Annotated in this window: 21 protein-coding genes; 14 read left to right on the top strand and 7 right to left on the bottom strand. The window is 65.8% G+C overall.

Annotated features, from left to right (window positions below; all coding sequences use genetic code 11):
- Positions 1 to 79 precede the first annotated feature (79 nt).
- From ppgK to ACAG21_RS22930, 4 genes are all read left to right on the top strand, one after another.
- Positions 80 to 889, top strand: a complete 810-nt coding sequence (ppgK, locus tag ACAG21_RS22945; RefSeq protein ID WP_370498568.1) for a polyphosphate--glucose phosphotransferase — start codon at positions 80 to 82, stop codon at positions 887 to 889.
- Between the two features lie 176 nt (positions 890 to 1,065).
- Complete coding sequence (locus tag ACAG21_RS22940; protein WP_370498567.1) at positions 1,066 to 2,598, top strand: RNA polymerase sigma factor; 1,533 nt, start codon at positions 1,066 to 1,068, stop codon at positions 2,596 to 2,598.
- A 69-nt stretch (positions 2,599 to 2,667) separates the two neighbouring features.
- The gene (locus ACAG21_RS22935; protein WP_370498566.1) at positions 2,668 to 3,528 is read left to right on the top strand and encodes a DUF4436 family protein; all 861 of its coding nucleotides are present in this window, start codon (positions 2,668 to 2,670) and stop codon (positions 3,526 to 3,528) included.
- A 68-nt stretch (positions 3,529 to 3,596) separates the two neighbouring features.
- Positions 3,597 to 3,986, top strand: coding sequence for a RidA family protein (locus ACAG21_RS22930; protein WP_370498565.1), 390 nt, complete (start codon positions 3,597 to 3,599; stop codon positions 3,984 to 3,986).
- Here ACAG21_RS22930 and ACAG21_RS22925 read toward each other — a convergent pair.
- The gene (locus ACAG21_RS22925) at positions 3,959 to 4,345 is read right to left on the bottom strand and encodes a DUF952 domain-containing protein (RefSeq protein WP_370498564.1); all 387 of its coding nucleotides are present in this window, start codon (positions 4,343 to 4,345) and stop codon (positions 3,959 to 3,961) included. The genes ACAG21_RS22930 and ACAG21_RS22925 overlap by 28 nt on opposite strands.
- A 135-nt stretch (positions 4,346 to 4,480) precedes the next feature.
- Here ACAG21_RS22925 and ACAG21_RS22920 point away from each other — a divergent pair, with 135 nt between their 5' ends.
- Together ACAG21_RS22920 and ACAG21_RS22915 are read left to right on the top strand one after the other, a co-directional pair.
- On the top strand, positions 4,481 to 4,669 hold the full coding sequence (locus tag ACAG21_RS22920) for a hypothetical protein (protein ID WP_036468267.1): 189 nt from the start codon (positions 4,481 to 4,483) through the stop codon (positions 4,667 to 4,669).
- Positions 4,670 to 4,734: 65 nt separating this feature from the next.
- Positions 4,735 to 5,739, top strand: coding sequence for a YihY/virulence factor BrkB family protein (locus tag ACAG21_RS22915; RefSeq protein WP_370498563.1), 1,005 nt, complete (start codon positions 4,735 to 4,737; stop codon positions 5,737 to 5,739).
- Here the strand turns inward: ACAG21_RS22915 and ACAG21_RS22910 are convergent, their stop codons facing one another.
- On the bottom strand, positions 5,740 to 5,979 hold the full coding sequence (locus ACAG21_RS22910) for a DUF3039 domain-containing protein (RefSeq protein ID WP_096286390.1): 240 nt from the start codon (positions 5,977 to 5,979) through the stop codon (positions 5,740 to 5,742).
- A gap of 45 nt (positions 5,980 to 6,024) precedes the next feature.
- On the opposite strand from ACAG21_RS22910, the gene ACAG21_RS22905 reads away from it, so the two are divergent.
- The 3 genes from ACAG21_RS22905 (at position 6,025) to ACAG21_RS22895 (ending at position 8,426) form a co-directional block, all read left to right on the top strand.
- Positions 6,025 to 6,498, top strand: coding sequence for a DUF3099 domain-containing protein (locus ACAG21_RS22905; RefSeq protein ID WP_370498562.1), 474 nt, complete (start codon positions 6,025 to 6,027; stop codon positions 6,496 to 6,498).
- A 138-nt stretch (positions 6,499 to 6,636) separates the two neighbouring features.
- Positions 6,637 to 7,599: a sigma-70 family RNA polymerase sigma factor SigB gene (gene sigB / locus ACAG21_RS22900; protein ID WP_090601317.1), complete on the top strand. Its 963-nt coding sequence runs from the start codon at positions 6,637 to 6,639 to the stop codon at positions 7,597 to 7,599.
- 137 nt (positions 7,600 to 7,736) lie between these two features.
- The gene (locus ACAG21_RS22895) at positions 7,737 to 8,426 is read left to right on the top strand and encodes a metal-dependent transcriptional regulator (protein ID WP_096286386.1); all 690 of its coding nucleotides are present in this window, start codon (positions 7,737 to 7,739) and stop codon (positions 8,424 to 8,426) included.
- Positions 8,427 to 8,433: 7 nt separating this feature from the next.
- On the opposite strand, the gene ACAG21_RS22890 is transcribed toward ACAG21_RS22895, so the two are convergent.
- Entirely contained in the window at positions 8,434 to 9,492 is a 1,059-nt protein-coding gene (locus ACAG21_RS22890) for a DUF4192 domain-containing protein (protein ID WP_370498561.1), read from the bottom strand.
- Positions 9,493 to 9,606: 114 nt separating this feature from the next.
- On the opposite strand from ACAG21_RS22890, the gene sthA reads away from it, so the two are divergent.
- Entirely contained in the window at positions 9,607 to 11,013 is a 1,407-nt protein-coding gene (gene sthA, locus ACAG21_RS22885; RefSeq protein WP_370498728.1) for a Si-specific NAD(P)(+) transhydrogenase, read from the top strand.
- On the opposite strand, the gene ACAG21_RS22880 is transcribed toward sthA, so the two are convergent.
- Positions 11,014 to 11,835, bottom strand: coding sequence for a serine protease (locus ACAG21_RS22880; RefSeq protein ID WP_370498560.1), 822 nt, complete (start codon positions 11,833 to 11,835; stop codon positions 11,014 to 11,016).
- 206 nt (positions 11,836 to 12,041) lie between these two features.
- Between ACAG21_RS22880 and ACAG21_RS22875 the strand changes: the two genes are divergently transcribed.
- Genes ACAG21_RS22875 through ACAG21_RS22865 form a run of 3 tightly spaced genes read left to right on the top strand, consistent with a single transcriptional unit; the run spans position 12,042 to position 14,804 of the window.
- Positions 12,042 to 13,016: a proteasome assembly chaperone family protein gene (locus ACAG21_RS22875; protein ID WP_370498559.1), complete on the top strand. Its 975-nt coding sequence runs from the start codon at positions 12,042 to 12,044 to the stop codon at positions 13,014 to 13,016.
- A 35-nt stretch (positions 13,017 to 13,051) separates the two neighbouring features.
- Positions 13,052 to 14,083 (top strand): alpha/beta fold hydrolase, encoded by a 1,032-nt coding sequence (locus ACAG21_RS22870; RefSeq protein ID WP_370498558.1) that lies wholly within the window; start codon positions 13,052 to 13,054, stop codon positions 14,081 to 14,083.
- A gap of 34 nt (positions 14,084 to 14,117) precedes the next feature.
- A complete protein-coding gene (locus ACAG21_RS22865; protein ID WP_370498557.1) occupies positions 14,118 to 14,804 on the top strand; it encodes a PhzF family phenazine biosynthesis protein in 687 nt (228 codons plus the stop codon).
- Positions 14,805 to 14,807: 3 nt separating this feature from the next.
- On the opposite strand, the gene ACAG21_RS22860 is transcribed toward ACAG21_RS22865, so the two are convergent.
- The 3 genes from ACAG21_RS22860 to ACAG21_RS22850 all read right to left on the bottom strand — a co-directional run bounded on the left by ACAG21_RS22860 (position 14,808) and on the right by ACAG21_RS22850 (position 16,429).
- Positions 14,808 to 15,293 (bottom strand): peroxynitrite isomerase, encoded by a 486-nt coding sequence (locus ACAG21_RS22860; protein ID WP_370498556.1) that lies wholly within the window; start codon positions 15,291 to 15,293, stop codon positions 14,808 to 14,810.
- 5 nt (positions 15,294 to 15,298) lie between these two features.
- A complete protein-coding gene (gene nrdR, locus ACAG21_RS22855) occupies positions 15,299 to 15,763 on the bottom strand; it encodes a transcriptional regulator NrdR (RefSeq protein ID WP_370498555.1) in 465 nt (154 codons plus the stop codon).
- A gap of 156 nt (positions 15,764 to 15,919) precedes the next feature.
- On the bottom strand, positions 15,920 to 16,429 hold the full coding sequence (locus tag ACAG21_RS22850) for a LysM peptidoglycan-binding domain-containing protein (RefSeq protein ID WP_370498554.1): 510 nt from the start codon (positions 16,427 to 16,429) through the stop codon (positions 15,920 to 15,922).
- Positions 16,430 to 16,721: 292 nt separating this feature from the next.
- Between ACAG21_RS22850 and lexA the strand changes: the two genes are divergently transcribed.
- Positions 16,722 to 17,423 (top strand): transcriptional repressor LexA, encoded by a 702-nt coding sequence (gene lexA, locus ACAG21_RS22845; RefSeq protein ID WP_370498553.1) that lies wholly within the window; start codon positions 16,722 to 16,724, stop codon positions 17,421 to 17,423.
- The last annotated feature ends 80 nt before the right edge of the window (positions 17,424 to 17,503 follow it).

Below are 17,503 nucleotides of genomic sequence, written 5' to 3'. Positions count from 1 at the left end.
CCTATCGGATTGCCCGACCGCAACCGCGGCGTGGCCAGCTAAGGTGTGAACGATCCCAAATCTCGCCAAGGAGATTTCGATGACCAGCACCGACTCGGCCACGGACGTCCCGGGTACCGAGGCAGCCTCCGGCACGCCGCAGCGTCGTGGATTCGGCATCGACGTCGGCGGCAGCGGAATCAAAGGCGGAATCGTCGACCTGGACACCGGACAGCTGATCGGTGACCGGGTCAAATTGCTGACACCGCAACCCGCCACCCCGTCGGCCGTCGCCAAGACCATCGCCAAGGTGGTCAACGAATTCGGCTGGACCGGTCCGCTCGGCGTGACCTACCCCGGCGTCGTCACCAATGGCATCGTCCAGACCGCCGCGAACGTGGACCGCGCCTGGATCGGGACCAACGCGCGCGACGTGATCAGCTCCAAGCTGGACGGCCAGGACGTCACGGTTCTCAACGATGCCGACGCGGCCGGGCTCGCCGAGGAGCGCTACGGAGCCGGCAAGGGTAAGTCCGGACTGGTCGTGCTGCTCACCTTCGGAACGGGCATCGGATCGGCGTTGATCCACAACGGAAAGCTGATACCCAATACCGAATTCGGCCACCTCGAAGTCGGCGGCAAAGAGGCCGAGAAACGTGCGGCGTCCTCGGTCAAAGACAAGAACAAGTGGAGCTACCCGCGCTGGACCAAAGAGGTGACCAGGGTGCTGATCGCGATCGAGAACGCGATTTGGCCCGATCTGATCATCGCCGGCGGTGGGATCAGCCGAAAGGCCGACGAGTGGGTGCCGCTGCTTCAAAACCGGACCCCGGTGGTGGCCGCGGCGTTGCTCAATACCGCCGGAATTGTGGGCGCCGCGATGGCCTCTACCGCGGACGTAACGCACTGAATTTTCCCCGCTAGGGCGGTACGAGCGCACACTGTCGTTACAATGGTCCACGGCGACCGCCCGACAGAAAGCGTGCGAGAGTCACGCTCATACCAACGCCGACATTCGACATAGCAGACACTTTCGGTTAACCATGCCCAAACCCACCGAAAGTGAGTCCAACCAAAGGGGTGTACGTGGCAGCGACCAAGACGAGCGCGGAAACCGATGAGCCGGTGAAGCGCACCGCCACGAAGACTCCCGCCAAGCGACCCGCGGCAAAGGCCGCCAACGGCTCCGCGACGGCAAAACGCGCGACCAAGACCGCACCTCGGGCCACCAAGCCCGCCGACGACACCGAGGCGACCATCGAGAAGAAGCCCCGCACCCCCGCCAAGGCCGCCACAGCCAAGGCGCCGGCCGGACGCGGCACCAAGGCCGCGGCCAAAGAGGCCGGCGACGACGAGAACCTGGAGAGCGTCGACGAGACCGCCGAGGAACTCGACGGCGAGCCCGACCTCGAAGGCGAGGACCTCGACCTCGAGGGTGACCTCAGCCTCGACGACCTCGAGGATGACGTCGCCGGCGACGAGGCCGAAGCCGAGGCGGACGACGACACCGCCGAGGGCGAGGGGGACGAAGCCGGAGAGGTCGTGACGGTCGTGAAGCCCGCGGCCGCCAAGAAGCCGGCCGACGAGGACGAGGAGATCTCCGAGCCGTCCGAAAAGGACAAGGCATCCGGCGATTTCGTCTGGGACGAAGACGAATCCGAAGCGTTACGGCAGGCCCGCAAGGACGCCGAGCTCACCGCGTCCGCGGACTCGGTTCGCGCCTACCTCAAGCAAATCGGCAAGGTGGCACTGCTCAACGCCGAGGAAGAGGTCGAGCTCGCCAAGCGGATCGAAGCCGGTCTGTACGCCACGCAGCTGATGGCCGAGCTGGTCGAGCGCGGCGACAAGCTGCCCGCCGCTCAGCGCCGCGACATGATGTGGATCTGCCGCGACGGCGATCGTGCGAAAAACCATCTGCTGGAAGCCAACCTGCGACTGGTGGTCTCGCTGGCCAAGCGCTACACGGGCCGCGGCATGGCCTTCCTCGACCTGATCCAGGAAGGAAACCTGGGCCTGATCCGTGCGGTCGAGAAGTTCGACTACACCAAGGGATACAAGTTCTCCACGTACGCGACGTGGTGGATCCGCCAGGCGATCACCCGCGCGATGGCCGACCAGGCCCGCACCATCCGCATCCCGGTGCACATGGTCGAGGTGATCAACAAGCTGGGCCGCATTCAGCGCGAGCTGCTGCAGGATCTGGGCCGCGAGCCCACGCCTGAGGAGCTGGCCAAGGAAATGGACATCACGCCGGAAAAGGTGCTGGAGATCCAGCAGTACGCGCGTGAGCCCATCTCGCTGGACCAGACGATCGGCGATGAGGGCGACAGCCAGCTGGGTGACTTCATCGAGGACAGCGAGGCGGTCGTGGCCGTCGACGCGGTGTCGTTCACGTTGCTGCAGGACCAGTTGCAGTCGGTGCTCGAGACGCTCTCGGAGCGTGAAGCCGGCGTAGTACGACTGCGCTTCGGGCTCACCGACGGCCAGCCTCGTACTCTCGACGAGATCGGTCAGGTCTACGGCGTGACCCGCGAGCGCATCCGCCAGATCGAATCCAAGACCATGTCGAAGTTGCGCCACCCCAGCCGTTCCCAGGTCTTGCGCGACTACCTCGACTAGCCCTTTGCTGTTCAGCCGGCGTTCAACCGTCGGCCCGCCCGGATGGGTGCACTCCCTTAGGGTGTGGGCGTGAGGGTGGACCCGGGCGTCAAAAATGTTGCCGCAGTGCGCAACCGGCGTCCGCTGTTACTGCTTGCCGTAGCCGCGTTCCTGGCCGTCCTGACGATCACCGCGGTAGCCTACGAGAAGGCGGGCCACGCGACGGGCGTAAACGGCGACCGAAACCTGAGCGACGGCATCCGCATCCACGCCGACATCCAAAAGATCAGTCCGACCGATGACCAATTGGTGGTCGGGCTGCAATTCGAGCCGAGAGGACGCTTCGCACAGGACGGCGTGTTCCTGGCCAAGAACGTGCGGGTCGTCGCGGTCGGAGGCGCGGGCTTGGTTGACGAATCGTTTGCCGCGGGCGGGCTGATGACATCGCAAACGCTGCCGGTCGCGCTGGAGACCGGCGACATCAGCCAGTACCCATTCGACCGCTACACATCGCTTTTCAGCGTTCGCATCCTGACCGCCGATGGCGCCCCCGTCCCGACGGTGCTGGTGGCCGGCGGGTCGGTGCACGGCTACAGCATCAGCATCGGCAATCCCCCGCGGGAGCCGAACGAGGGCAACGACCTGACGATCAGCGTGGGACGCGCGCCTTCGACATGGATCTTCGCGGTGTTCATCATCTTGCTGATGTGGACGTTGACGATCCTGTCAATCATGCTGGTAGCCAATCAGATTCGTAGCGATCGACCGATCGACGGCACACTCATCTCATTCCTGGGCGTTCTGCTGTTTTCGTTTTCGGCGGTGCGCAACTCGATGCCCAACGCGCCGGCCGTCGGCGCACTCACCGATTACCTGTCCTTCTTCTGGTGTGAGCTGGTACTGGGACTCTGCGTGGTCGCGATGCTCATCGTCCGCATCCGCCGCAACTGAATCACTTGTGCGGTGGCCATTTTCGCGATCGTGACAGCGCGAGTTCGCGCGCGGGCTACGGTGACCTCATGACACCCACCCGCAAGCTCGTCTCATCAGGATCCGAATTCGAAGCGACGGTGGGCTATTCGCGTGCGGTACGAATCGGTCCCTACGTGGCGGTCGCCGGCACCACCGGCGCCGGACCCGCGGACGACATCGGCGCTCAAGCCCAAGACGCCTTGCGCCGCATCGAGATTGCACTGCACGAGGCCGGCGCAACGCTCTCCGATGTGGTCCGTACCCGGATCTATGTCACCGACATTTCCCGGTGGCGCGAGGTTGCCGCGGTGCATGCGCAAGTGTTCTGCGAGATTCGGCCGGTGGCGACCATGGTCGAAGTCTCGGCGCTGATCGCACCCGAGCTGCTGGTGGAGATCGAAGCCGACGCTTATCTGGAGCCTCTAGACGGGTCGTGAGGTTCCGTGATCGGCGGGAACGTGCCGTCGTCCCCGGGCGAGTAAGCCGTGACGCTTGTCACAGCGGCAACGGGCAGCGGTCCGTACAGATGCGGGAACAGCATCGCCTCCGGATCCGTTGGCACACCTGGCTCCCACCGCACGGGCGCATCCAGCAAAGCCGGGTCGATGTGCAGCAGCACCAAGTCCTGGCGTCCGTGGAAGAGCCGATTGGCCGGCAGATGGACCTGCCCGGGCGCCGACAGGTGAATGAAATCGGCACCCGCGGCGGTGTCGGGGCGGATTTCACCGCGAGATCTGGCAGCCGACCAGTCGTCGGCGCCACAGAGGTGTACCAGCAGGTCGGCGGCGTTCGTCACGGTCGTTAACCCTAGAAGACCCCCACGAAACCAAACGTTTACAGCCCGTGAGAAACGACACACCCGATAACGATCGGGGAACAACGCAAAAACGCCGAACGTCTGAGACAGTGAAGGAACGAGAAGGAGAAGCCAATGAACGCAACTCTGACGACAAGCGCCGAGCTGACTAGAGCTGACCGCTGCGACCGCTGCGGTGCCGCAGCTCGCGTACGCGCCAAGCTGCCTTCGGGAGCCGAACTTCTCTTCTGCCAGCACCACGCTAACGAGCACGAGGCGAAGCTTGTCGAGCTGGCCGCCGTGCTGGAGGTTAGCGGTAGCTAGGTCCAGCGAACTCGCCCATTCACAATGTGAGGTGTGGGCGTACTGATCGGTAATGCTGGACCGATATGAGTGATCAGACCGTAAGACCGTCGCGCCATCACATTTGGCGAATCACGTTGAGGACCCTCGGAAAAAGCTGGGACGACTCCATCTTTGCCGAGTCCGCGCAGGCGGGTTTCTGGTCGGCGCTCTCGACGCCTCCGCTGCTGTTGGGAATGCTGGGCAGCTTGGCCTACGTGGCCCCGCTGTTCGGGCCGGACGCGCTGCCTAGCATCGAGAAGAGCGCCATTTCGGCGGCACACAATCTGTTCTCGTCCAGCGTCGTCAACGAGATCATCGAGCCCACCGTTCGCGACATCACCGCGCACGCCCGCGGTGAGGTGGTCTCACTGGGCTTCTTGCTGTCGTTGTGGGCGGGGTCGTCGGCGATCTCGGCCTTCGTCGATTCCGTCGTGGAAGCGCACGACCAGACACCGCTGCGCCACCCGGTGCGCCAGCGGCTGTTCGCGCTGTTCCTCTACGTGGTGGGGCTGGTGTGCGCCGTGGTGGCCGCGCCGGTCCTCGTGGTGGGCCCGCGCACGGTGTCCGAACACATCCCGGACGCCCTGGCCAACGTGCTGCGCTACGGCTACTACCCGGCGCTGATCCTCGGGCTGATCCTGGGTGTCGTCATCTTGTACCGGGTCTCCCTGCCGGAACCCCTGCCAACGCATCGACTGCTCTACGGCGCCGTCCTGGCCACCGCCGTGTTCGTGATCGCGACCCTGGGCCTGCGGATCTACCTGCGCTGGATCACCAGCACCGGCTACACCTACGGCGCGCTGTCCACGCCGATCGCGTTCCTGTTGTTCGCCTTCTTCGGCGGTTTCGCGATCATGCTCGGCGCCGAACTCAACGCCGCGATCCAGGAGGAATTCCCCGCGCCCCGCACGCACGCCCACCGGCTGCGCAAGTGGTTGCTTTCGCGTTCGCCCGCTCTGCGGCGGACGGCGCAGGCTCTGTCGAATCCGGTGACGACCAATCCGGCGACACAGGACCGTGCCGGCGAGCCGGCCAACCGTCCGACCTGATCAGCCCTTCTTGAGCTGCTCGTAGATTTTCTTGCAATCCGGGCAGACCGGTGAGCCCGGCTTGGCCGCCCGCGTGACGGGAAAAACCTCACCGCACAACGCGACCACGTGGTTACCCATGACCGCACTCTCGGCGATCTTGTCCTTCTTGACGTAATGGAAGTACTTGGGGGTGTCGCTGCCGGTCCCGTCGTCGACGCGTTCGTCGGTGTCGGTGCGTTCGATCGTCTGGGTCTGCATACCTCACATTGTGCCTGCCGATGCGCCCTGACCGGAATCGGCGGGATGTGGGACAGTGGAGGAATGAAGCGCGGCCCGGATTTGGGGTTCGATGACGACGGTCGGCCGGTGCTGATTACCGCCGCCGAGCCTTCCTACGAACAACAGCATCGCGCCCGGGTGCGTAAGTATCTGACGCTGATGGCTTTCCGGATTCCCGCGCTGCTGCTGGCCGCTTTCGCCTACGGCGCGTGGCACAACGGACTGATCTCACTGGCGATCGTGGCCGCGTCCATCCCACTGCCCTGGATGGCAGTGCTGATCGCCAACGATCGGCCGCCTCGCGCCAAGGACGAGCCCCGGCGGTTCGACGATGCCGCGCGGCGCACGCCGTTGTTCCCGACGGCCGAGCGGCCCGCACTCGAGGCGCGCCGGCCCGCGCCTCCGCAACCGGGTTCCCCGGGCGCGGAATACAACCCGGGCCGCGGGTACAACCCGGGGCCCGGATACGGCGCCGGTTCCGGGGTAACCGGGTTCTGAGCACTCTTCTCAGGACATTCTCAGGTCGGCGGCACATTTGTGCACGTCAAAGCGTGTGAGATGACGGCGACGCGGGAACTCTCAGGGCTGATCTGTCGTTTAACACCATGACAGCTACAAGCCAATCGGGAGGCCGCCATGGCGAATGCCATCACAGGCAGGATCGACACCAGCGATCTTGATGCTCAAAGCCCTGCAGCGGACCTCGTGCGCGTATATCTGAACGGCATCGGGAAGACGGCGTTGCTGACCGCCGCGGACGAAGTCGAACTGGCGAAGCGCATCGAGGCCGGACTGTATGCCGAGCATCTGCTCGCGACGCGAAAGCGCCTCGGCGAGAACCGCAAACGCGATCTTGCCGTCGTCGTACGTGATGGCCAGGCGGCGCGTCGTCACCTGCTGGAAGCGAACCTGCGCCTGGTGGTCTCGCTGGCCAAGCGCTACACCGGCCGGGGAATGCCGTTGCTCGACCTGATTCAGGAGGGCAACCTCGGACTCATCCGCGCGATGGAAAAGTTCGACTACACAAAGGGATTCAAGTTCTCGACGTACGCCACGTGGTGGATCCGCCAGGCCATCACCCGCGGAATGGCCGATCAGAGCCGCACCATCCGGCTGCCCGTTCACCTCGTTGAGCAGGTCAACAAGCTGGCCCGGATCAAGCGGGAGATGCACCAGAACCTCGGCCGCGAAGCCACCGACGAGGAACTGGCCACCGAGTCCGGGATCCCGGTCGAGAAGATCAACGACCTGCTCGAGCACAGCCGCGACCCGGTAAGCCTGGACATGCCCGTCGGTTCCGAAGAAGAAGCGCCGCTGGGCGATTTCATCGAGGATGCCGAAGCGATGTCCGCGGAGAACGCGGTGATCGCCGAGCTGCTGCACACCGACATCCGCAGTGTGCTGGCGACCCTCGACGAGCGTGAGCACCAGGTGATCCGGCTGCGTTTCGGTCTCGACGACGGCCAGCCGCGGACGCTGGATCAGATCGGCAAGTTGTTCGGTCTGTCCCGTGAGCGGGTCCGTCAGATCGAGCGCGACGTGATGGCCAAGCTGCGCAACGGAGAGCGCGCCGACCGGCTGCGCTCATACGCGAGCTGAGGCACCCCACTTCGCCAGCTAGCGCCGACAGTATGCCCGCCGCGATATCGCGGCGGGCATACTTGCTTGCCGAGGGGAAGCGTTGAACCCATTTCGGCAGCTGGCCAAGTAGACTCGGCGTCAATGGAGGGTGCTGAATGAACGACCTGGTTGATACCACCGAGATGTACCTGCGGACCATCTACGACCTTGAGGAAGAGGGCGTAACGCCACTGCGCGCCAGGATCGCCGAGCGGCTCGACCAGAGTGGTCCGACCGTCAGCCAGACTGTCTCCCGGATGGAGCGCGACGGGCTGCTCCACGTGGCCGGTGATCGGCACCTGGAACTCACCGACAAGGGCCGGGCCCTGGCCATTTCCGTGATGCGCAAGCACCGGCTCGCCGAGCGGCTGCTCGTCGACGTCATCGGGCTCCCCTGGGAAGAAGTGCACGCCGAGGCGTGCCGGTGGGAGCACGTGATGAGCGAGGACGTCGAGCGCCGGCTGGTCAAGGTGCTCAACAATCCCACCACCTCCCCATTCGGCAACCCGATTCCCGGTTTGCTGGACCTGGGCGTGGGCCCCGATTCCGGCGCCGACGACGTCAATCTGGTCCGCCTGACCGAGTTGCCGGCGGGATCGCCGGTCGCGGTCGTCGTCCGTCAGCTCACCGAGCATGTTCAGGGCGACATCGATCTGATCGCACGGCTCAAGGACGCCGGTGTCGTGCCGAATGCGCGCGTCACCGTGGAAACCGGCCCCGCCGGGGTCACCATCCTGATACCCGGACATGAGAACGTCACCCTGCCCCACGAGATGGCACACGCCGTCAAGGTCGAGAAGGTCTGACTCGCCGCTATCCCGCGCAGCGCCCGGATGCCCGTCGCGGCGGTAACCGCACCCCAAGCCGCTTGGCCAGCCGGTAGCCGGTCGCTGCGAGTTCGCGGATCTGTTCCGGGCGCAGCCCCGACTGCAACGCCGTATCGAGCATGCCCGCCATTCGATGTTCCGGATCGCAGCGCAGCGCGGCCTCCAGCGACACCCCGGCCAGCGGGCCGTCCCCGCGAACGTAGGCACTGAACGCGAGCAACACCAGCGCTTCGACCCGCCACGGCACGGGCAGGATGCGGGCCAGCGACGCCCACAACGTCTCGGCCTCCCCGGCCTTCTCCCCCACCGCGAGGGCGTACAACGTGTCGCGTACCTGCGCGTCGTCCAGCGCGCAGCCCAGGGCGACCAGCTCGGTATCGGACAGCGATTGCCCGTCGCTGACGCGAGACGCCGCGGTGATCGCGCGTTTGACGTCGCGGCGCGCGCATCCGGCGGGATCCTTGAGATGGGCCACCGCGCGCTTGGCGGCCTGGCGCCGAAGCCGATCGGTCAGCGCGTCGCTGCGGGCCGGATCCTCGACAGCCAGCACCGCCAGCAGGTCGGCGCGACGCAAATACAGCCGCCGGCCTTCCAATACCGCCGCGGCCGCCAGGGGCGACGCGGACGGATCCTCCACTGTGCCGCCCGCGCCGCACTCGTCGACGCAGTGCCAACGCCCGCCACGGGCCACCCGATCCACCACGTGCGCCGCCAACAGCTCAATGTTGTGCTCCGACAACACTTCTGCGAGCATCGCGCAGAGCTGCCGGTACTCCTCGTTGCACTGCGGGCAGTGCGCGCCCTCGTCGTCGACGATCACGGCGATCGCGGCCTCGGGCGCCGCCGCGGCGGTCACCTCGGCCAGGTGCCCGATCCGGCCGACCAGCTCTTCGGAGAGGTCGACGCGAAGCACGGCGCCGAGCTCGCCGCGGTCCAACGACACCAAGACCAATGAATTCTCCGGAACGAAGCCAAGAACGGCCGGTAGCGCCGCAATCAGTGTGCCGGGGCGGTTCAGTTCAAAATCGGGTGTACGCGCTGTCATGAGGCCCAACGGTGCTGGCCGCCACCGTCAGACGGCGCTCGGGCAACGCGATTGAGCCCTCCGTCTGTGGAGAAAGTCTCGACTGTGGGCTCTATCGTCTATCTCATGGGATCGATGCAGGAATACGACATGGTCGTGATCGGCTCGGGGCCGGGCGGCCAGAAGGCCGCCATCGCCTCGGCCAAGCTCGGCAAATCGGTGGCGATCATCGAACGCGGCCAGATGCTGGGCGGTGTGTGCGTCCAGACCGGCACGATCCCGTCAAAAACGTTGCGCGAAGCGGTGCTCTACCTCACCGGCATGAGCCAGCGCGAACTCTACGGTGCAAGCTACCGCGTCAAGGAAAAGATCACCCCGGCCGACCTGCTGGCCCGCACCCAGCACGTGATCGGCAAGGAAGTCGACGTCGTGCGTAACCAACTGATGCGCAACCGGATCGACCTACTGATTGGGCACGGACGCTTCATCGACCCGCACACCATCGAGGTCGAAGACCCGTCGCGACGCGAAAAGCTAACCATCAGTGGCAAATACATCGTGATCGCCACCGGCACCAGGCCGGCCCGGCCCTCCGGAGTCGAGTTCGACGAAGACCGCGTGCTCGACTCCGATGGGATCCTGGACCTCAAGACGCTGCCCACCTCGATGGTGGTCGTCGGCGCCGGGGTGATCGGTATCGAGTACGCGTCGATGTTTGCCGCGCTGGGCACCAAGGTCACCGTCGTCGAAAAGCGCAGCGACATGTTGGACTTCTGCGATCCCGAGGTCATCGAGGCGCTGAAGTTCCACCTGCGCGACCTCGCGGTGACGTTCCGGTTCGGCGAGGAAGTCACCGCGGTCGACGTCGGCTCGGCCGGCACCGTCACCACCCTGGCCAGCGGCAAGCAGATTCCGGCCGAAACGGTGATGTATTCCGCCGGGCGCCAAGGGCAGACCGACCACCTCGACCTGCACAACGCGGAACTGGAGGCCGACAACCGCGGCCGGATCTTCGTCGACGACTTCTTCCAGACCAAGGTGCCCCACATCTACGCCGTCGGGGACGTCATCGGCTTCCCGGCCCTGGCCGCGACCTCGATGGAACAAGGGCGGCTGGCCGCCTACCACGCCTTCGGGGAGCCGACCGACGGCATCACCGAGCTGCAGCCGATCGGCATCTACTCCATTCCCGAGGTCTCCTACGTCGGGGCCACCGAGGTGGAACTGACCAAGGCCTCGATCCCCTACGAGGTGGGCATGGCCCGCTATCGCGAGCTGGCCCGGGGCCAGATCGCCGGCGACTCCTACGGCATGCTCAAGCTGTTGGTGTCCACCGAAGACCTCAAGCTGCTCGGGGTGCACATCTTCGGCACCAGTGCGACCGAGATGGTGCACATCGGGCAGGCCGTGATGGGCTGCGGGGGCACCGTCGAATACCTGGTCGACGCGGTGTTCAACTACCCGACGTTCTCCGAGGCGTACAAGGTGGCGGCGCTGGACGTGATGAATAAGGTGCGCGCGCTCAACCAGTTCCGCCGCTGACTAGCAGGTGTCGTCCACGTCGACGGGTATCGGATCGCCCGGGCCGCCGGCTTGCGCGCGGGTCAGCAGCGCGGCGATGTGGTCGTCGAACGGCGCGGAGTAGGACACATTCTCGGCGCATCCCCCGCGTTCGAGCCCACCGATCAGCCCGACGACGGTCGTGCCGCTGACCCAGGGAGCCCCGCTGGTGCCGCCGACGAGCCCCTGGCATACCAATGAGGGATATCCGCCATCGGTGACCGCGGTGCTGCCCTGACAGCCGATCGGCGAGCCGCCCACGCCGGAGGGATAGCCCACCACGGTGACGCGGCTACTCGGCGGTGGGGCGGTGCCCAGGGTCAGCGCCAAGCCGGCCCGCGCCTCCACCGAACCACCATGCTCGCTGTTGACCCGCGCGATCGCGTAGTCGGCGTGCGGGTCTTTGCTGGCAACCCAGCGCGGGTCCAGGTAGACGTTGTCGGCCGTCCAGAGATCGGGCGGCGCCCCATCGCCGGACAAACCGGGCACGAAGGTGATCTGGGCAGCTCCGGCCAGGCAGTGCGCGGCGGTCAACACCAGATTGCCGGTCGTGGAATGCAGCACCGAGCCCGTGCACACATGCTGGGTGCTGCCATCGAGGAAGATTGCTCCCACCCGCCGGTCCGGATCCACCGGCGCCGCAACCGCGACCGGCTCGGGCTGACTGAGACGCTGGACCGTCTTACTCGTTTTCGGCGCCGCAGTGGTAGTGGGCAGCGACACGTGCAGCACCGGGCGCCCGCACGACGCCAGTAACGTCGCCAGGCCGATCACTGGGCATAGCAGCAACATCCGGACGCGCATCGATTCCCATCATGCCCGACCACAGCGGTGGAAGCGGAATTCCACGCTTGGCACCGCGGTTGTAGATTTGCTCGACGAAACCGATCCGGCGGAATTTGTTCCATCCGGATTACGTTCACGCGTCATCCCGTTTCGAGTCACAGCGCGTATTGATTCGGGAGACACTGGGTAAGGCACCCTGGAGAAACCCCCGGGAGGAGGCAACGATGTCTAACGAGCGCAACGACGACGATCTGTACTACCAGCCAGGGCAACCCGGCATGTATGAGCTGGAGTTCCCGGCGCCGCAGTTGGTGACATCGGACGGCCGGGGGCCGGTGCTGGTACACGCTTTGGAGGGGTTCTCGGACGCCGGCCACGCGATACGGCTGGCCGCTACCCACCTGAAGGAGGCCCTGGACACCGAGCTGGTGGCGTCTTTCGCGATCGACGAACTGCTGGACTACCGCTCGCGCCGGCCGCTGATGACCTTCAAGACCGACCATTTCACCAACTACGACGACCCGGAGCTGAGCCTGTACGCGCTGCGCGACAGCGTCGGCACGCCCTTTCTGCTGCTCGCCGGGATGGAGCCGGATCTCAAATGGGAGCGCTTCATCACCGCGGTGCGCCTGCTGGCCGAACGGCTGGGCGTGCGGCAAACCATCGGCCTGGGCACCGTCCCGATGGCGGTCCCGCACACGCGGCCCATCACGATGACCGCGCACTCGAACAACCGTGAGTTGATCACCGATTTCCAGCCGTGGATCTCGGAGATCCAGGTCCCAGGCAGCGCGTCGAACCTGCTGGAGTACCGGTTGGCACAGCACGGCCACGAGGTGGTCGGGTTCACGGTTCACGTTCCGCACTACCTGACACAGACCGACTACCCCGCCGCCGCGCAAGCGCTGCTCGAGCAGGTCGCCAAGACCGGGTCGCTGGAGCTGCCGCTGTCGGCGCTGACCGAGGCGGCAGCCGAGATCCGGGGCAAGATCGACGAACAAGTGGAGGCGAGCGCCGAGGTCGCTCAAGTGGTGGCCGCACTCGAGCGCCAGTACGATGCGTTTATCGACGCTCAGGAAAACAGGTCGTTACTAACGCGCGACGAGGACCTTCCTAGCGGCGACGAACTTGGTGCCGAGTTCGAGCGATTCCTAGCCCAACAGGCGGAGAAGAAGCGCGACGACGAAAACCCGGCTTAACCGCCCCGAGGGGCGCGACAACAAGGGTGGGCGAGATGACTGAGCGGAAGCGCAAGAGCAATCTTCGTCCAGTGCGCGAAGTCACGACTCCCCGACTCGAGTTCCGCACCATCCACGGATACAAACGGGCATTCCGTATCGCCGGCTCCGGGCCGGCGATTCTGTTGATTCACGGCATCGGTGACAACTCCACGACGTGGAATACCGTGCAGGCCAAGCTCGCTCAGCGGTTCACGGTGATCGCCCCCGATCTGCTGGGGCACGGACGGTCCGACAAGCCGCGCGCGGACTACTCGGTGGCCGGCTACGCCAACGGAATGCGCGACTTGCTGTCCGTGCTTGATATCGAACGGGTGACCATCATCGGTCACTCTCTCGGTGGCGGGGTCGCGATGCAATTCGCTTACCAGTTCCCGCATTTGGTCGAGCGGCTCATCCTGGTCGCCGCGGGCGGTGTCACCAAGGACGTCAACGTCGCGTTCCGGTTGGCGTCGCTGCCGATCGGAACCGAGGCGCTGGCACTGCTGCGGCTGCCCCTGGTACTGCCGGCAGTCCAGCTGGCGGGGCGGCTCGCGGGCCTGGCGATCGGATCGACCGGCTTGGGCCGCGATCTGCCGAACGTGTTACGCATCCTGGACGACTTGCCGGAGCCGACGGCCTCATCGGCCTTCAGCAGGACACTGCGGGCCGTGGTGGACTGGCGCGGGCAGATCGTCACGTTCCTGGACCGATGTTATTTGACCGAGGCCATCCCGGTGCAGATCGTCTGGGGCACCAAGGATGTGGTGGTTCCGGTCCGCCATGCCTGGATGGCACACGCCGCGATGCCCGGCTCGCGCCTGGAGATCTTCCAGGGCGCCGGCCACTTCCCGTTCCACGAAGACCCGGCCCGTTTCATCGACGTCGTCCAGCGCTTCATCGACACGACCGCACCCGCCGAATACGACCAGGCCGCGTTGCGCGCGCTGCTGCGCACCGGCCGGGGTGAAGGCACCGTCACCGGCTCGGCGGACACCCGCGTCGCGGTGCTCGAGGCGATGGGTTCCGACGAGCGCAGCGCGACGTAGATAATTGGTTTGACCCGGCCCGTACAGTCGCACCATGGGCATCGACGTGACGGTGTTGCGTGTCTTCACCGACCGGGACGGCAACTTCGGTAATCCGTTGGGCGTCGTCGACGCCAGCCAGGTCCCACCCGCCGATCGCCAGCGGCTGGCCACCCAATTGGGTTACAGCGAAACGGTATTCATCGATCTGCCGATCGACGGCGCGACCACCGCGCACGCCACGATCTACACCCCACGCACCGAGATTCCGTTCGCCGGGCATCCGAGCGTCGGGGCGTCATGGTGGCTGCGTGCGAGTGGCATGCCGGTCGACACACTTGCGGTCCCGGCCGGCATCGTGGGGGTGCACTACGAGGGAGACCTGGTGGGTGTGTGCGCCCGCCCGGAATGGGGCCCGCAGTTGCGCTTCCACGAATTCGCGTCCGTTGACCAGGTTCTCGCGGCCGATCCCGGCGAATTTCCCGACGACTCCGCGCACTACTTGTGGGCCTGGATCGATCAGTCCGCCGGGGCACTGCGTTCCCGGATGTTCGTAGCGAATCTCGGTGTGCCAGAAGACGAAGCGACCGGCTCGGCGGCCATGCGGATCACCGACCATCTCGGCCGCGACCTGAGCATCGTCCAGGGCAAGGGATCGATGCTGGAAACATTGTGGAAGCCCGAGGGCTGGGCTCGCGTCGCCGGGCGCGTCGTCAACGACGGTGTGACACAACTCGACTGAGATTCACGACGTGCGCTGCAGCTCCGCGGACAGATGATGCTGCAGGGGTTGCCCGACCGCACCCATTCGCACCGAGTAGGAGAGCCGGTCGCCGTCGATCCGCACGGTTCTGCCAAGCGCGGAAACCTCTTTGGCGGTCGGGGTCAATCCGACCGATGTGGTGGCCAACTCGATTTCGATGACGCCGCCGGTCACCCGGTAGGTCCCGACCTCGATTTCGGTCACACCGCTGGGGTGGGCCAGCACCATCTCGACGTGGCCGGGCCGCGGCACCCGAAGGTAGCCGGTCTCGGCATGCATCGGCTTGCCGTCGTCGGCCCCTTTCGTCTTTTGCGCGTAGGCCAGAAACGGTTTGCCCACATGGGAAAATACGATTTCTTCGAGATAGTCGAAGGGCTGGATGGTCGGGTATTCGCCCGAACCGCGGCCGGCCCAGGTGCCGAGCAGCGGCGCGAGCGCTTCGAGATCGGGATGCAAGTCCGGGGGCATCGGGGTCAGCTCGGTGTCGATACTTGGCGGTGCTTGCGAAGCGCGGCGATCTCGCGCTCAAAATCGTCGGCCGACGAAAAGGACCGGTATACCGAGGCGAAGCGCAGATAGGCCACCTCGTCCAGATCGCGCAACGGGCCGAGGATCGCCAAGCCGACTTCGTGACTGGGAATCTCCGGCGAGCCGGCGGCACGCACGGTGTCTTCCACCTGCTGGGCCAGCAGGTTCAGCGCGTCCTCGTCTACCTGGCGGCCCTGGCAGGCGCGCCGCACGCCTTTGATGACTTTTTCGCGGCTGAACGGCTCGGTGACACCGCTGCGTTTGACGACGGCCAGGACCGCGGTTTCTACGGTGGTGAACCGTCGCCCGCACTCCGGGCAGGATCGCCGGCGCCGAATGGCTTGGCCTTCATCGGTTTCCCGGGAGTCGATCACCCGGGAGTCGGGATGGCGACAGAACGGGCAGTGCATGACCGCTCCTTCGCTGTGCCGGCTTCTCGGAAGAACACTCCGAGCGTACCCGTGCGCTCCCCCGGCAGGCGAACATAGCCACAGCGCGGGTGCCGTGACCGACGAGAGGATCGAGGAGCCTTGGCGTAGAGCGGTTTTCGCGATACCCGGTCAGGGTCAGCCGACCGGCGCGATCAGGGTCTGACCGGCGGCCAGCGCCGGCGAGCTCAGGTTGTTGAGTTCGCGGATGCGGTCTGCGACCTGGCGGGCCGGCGCTTCCGGCGCGACCCGGTGCGCCACATCCTGAAGGGATTCGCCCGGCTCGACCTGCACGACCGACAGCCGGTCCGGCACGGGAGCGGCCGCGGAGTCGCCGTTGGCGATCTGACCGAGATTCGCGACCAGGCCCAGCCACAGCGTGATGACGCCGGCCATCAGGGCCAGACCCACCGTCGTCCCCAGCGTGACCGGGCGGCGGCGATGCGTCGCTTGCGACATCGAAACACCGGTACCGCGGTAGCGCATCGGCGCTCCCGCCGGCCGGGTCTGCCCGGAACGGCGCGAGCGCAGCACGCGCTCCTGCTCGTAGCGGGGCCGTGCGACGTCATAACAAGGCCGAGCGACCAGCCCATCGCTGGGGCGCCGCATGTTGCTGGTCCGCGGTGAGACTGTGTGCATGAGCGTCATGGTGCGTTCCTCCGGTCGTCGAATCCTCGCTCGTGTGTTCGACACTATCGCTCGTGTGTTCGAAATCCGAACATTTGAGCGAAGCGTGTCGCACGAGCCAAACGCTAGACCTCGCCACCGACAACTTCTGCCGATCGCCGTCCCTTCCATGCAGCACAGGTACCCGGTCTACGCAAAAGTTACACACGTGTGATTCGGCCGTTCTAGGGTCTTTAGCCACCATGTGCTGGCCATGACACGCCAGTCGAACACATGTTTGATTCTTGCGTTGAGGGAGGCTACATTCAGTGCCATGAGCGACAGCAACGACACTTCGGCAACCGGCCCAGACGGCCGCTTGCATTCCGTGGATTCATCGCTTACTCAGCGGCAACGCACCATCTTGAATGTCATCCGGGAGTCGGTGACCACCCGTGGCTACCCGCCGAGCATCAGGGAGATCGGCGACGCCGTCGGCCTGACATCGACCTCTTCGGTGGCTCACCAACTGCGCACCCTCGAACGCAAGGGATATCTGCGCCGGGACCCGAACCGGCCCCGGGCCGTCGATGTCCGCGGCGCCGACGACGCGGTGGCGGCCGCGCCGGCCACCGAAGTCGCCGGATCCGACGCGTTGCCGGAACCCACGTTCGTGCCCGTCCTGGGGCGCATCGCGGCCGGTGGACCGATCCTGGCCGAGGAGGCCGTCGAGGACGTTTTCCCGCTCCCCCGCGAGCTGGTCGGCGAGGGCACGCTGTTCTTGCTCAAGGTGGTCGGCGACTCGATGATCGAAGCCGCGATCTGCGATGGCGACTGGGTGGTGGTGCGGCAGCAGAATGTCGCCGACAACGGCGACATCGTCGCCGCGATGCTCGACGGTGAGGCCACCGTCAAGACATTCAAGCGCGCCGGCGGTCAGGTGTGGCTGATGCCGCACAACCCGGCGTTCGATCCCATTCCCGGTAATGACGCGACCGTGCTCGGCAAGGTCGTGACGGTGATCCGCAAGGTCTAGCTGTACTCGGTCGGTACGTTGGTCACAGTCGGCTGATTGGTGGTTGGCCGTCGAGTGCGCTGTGGCGGCGTTGAGTGTTG

The organism is Mycobacterium sp. pR1184 (assembly GCF_041287235.1).
GTDB lineage: Bacteria > Actinomycetota > Actinomycetes > Mycobacteriales > Mycobacteriaceae > Mycobacterium.
The sequence above is the reverse complement of the archived record's forward strand: the minus strand, read 5'-3'. Positions and strand labels throughout refer to the sequence as shown.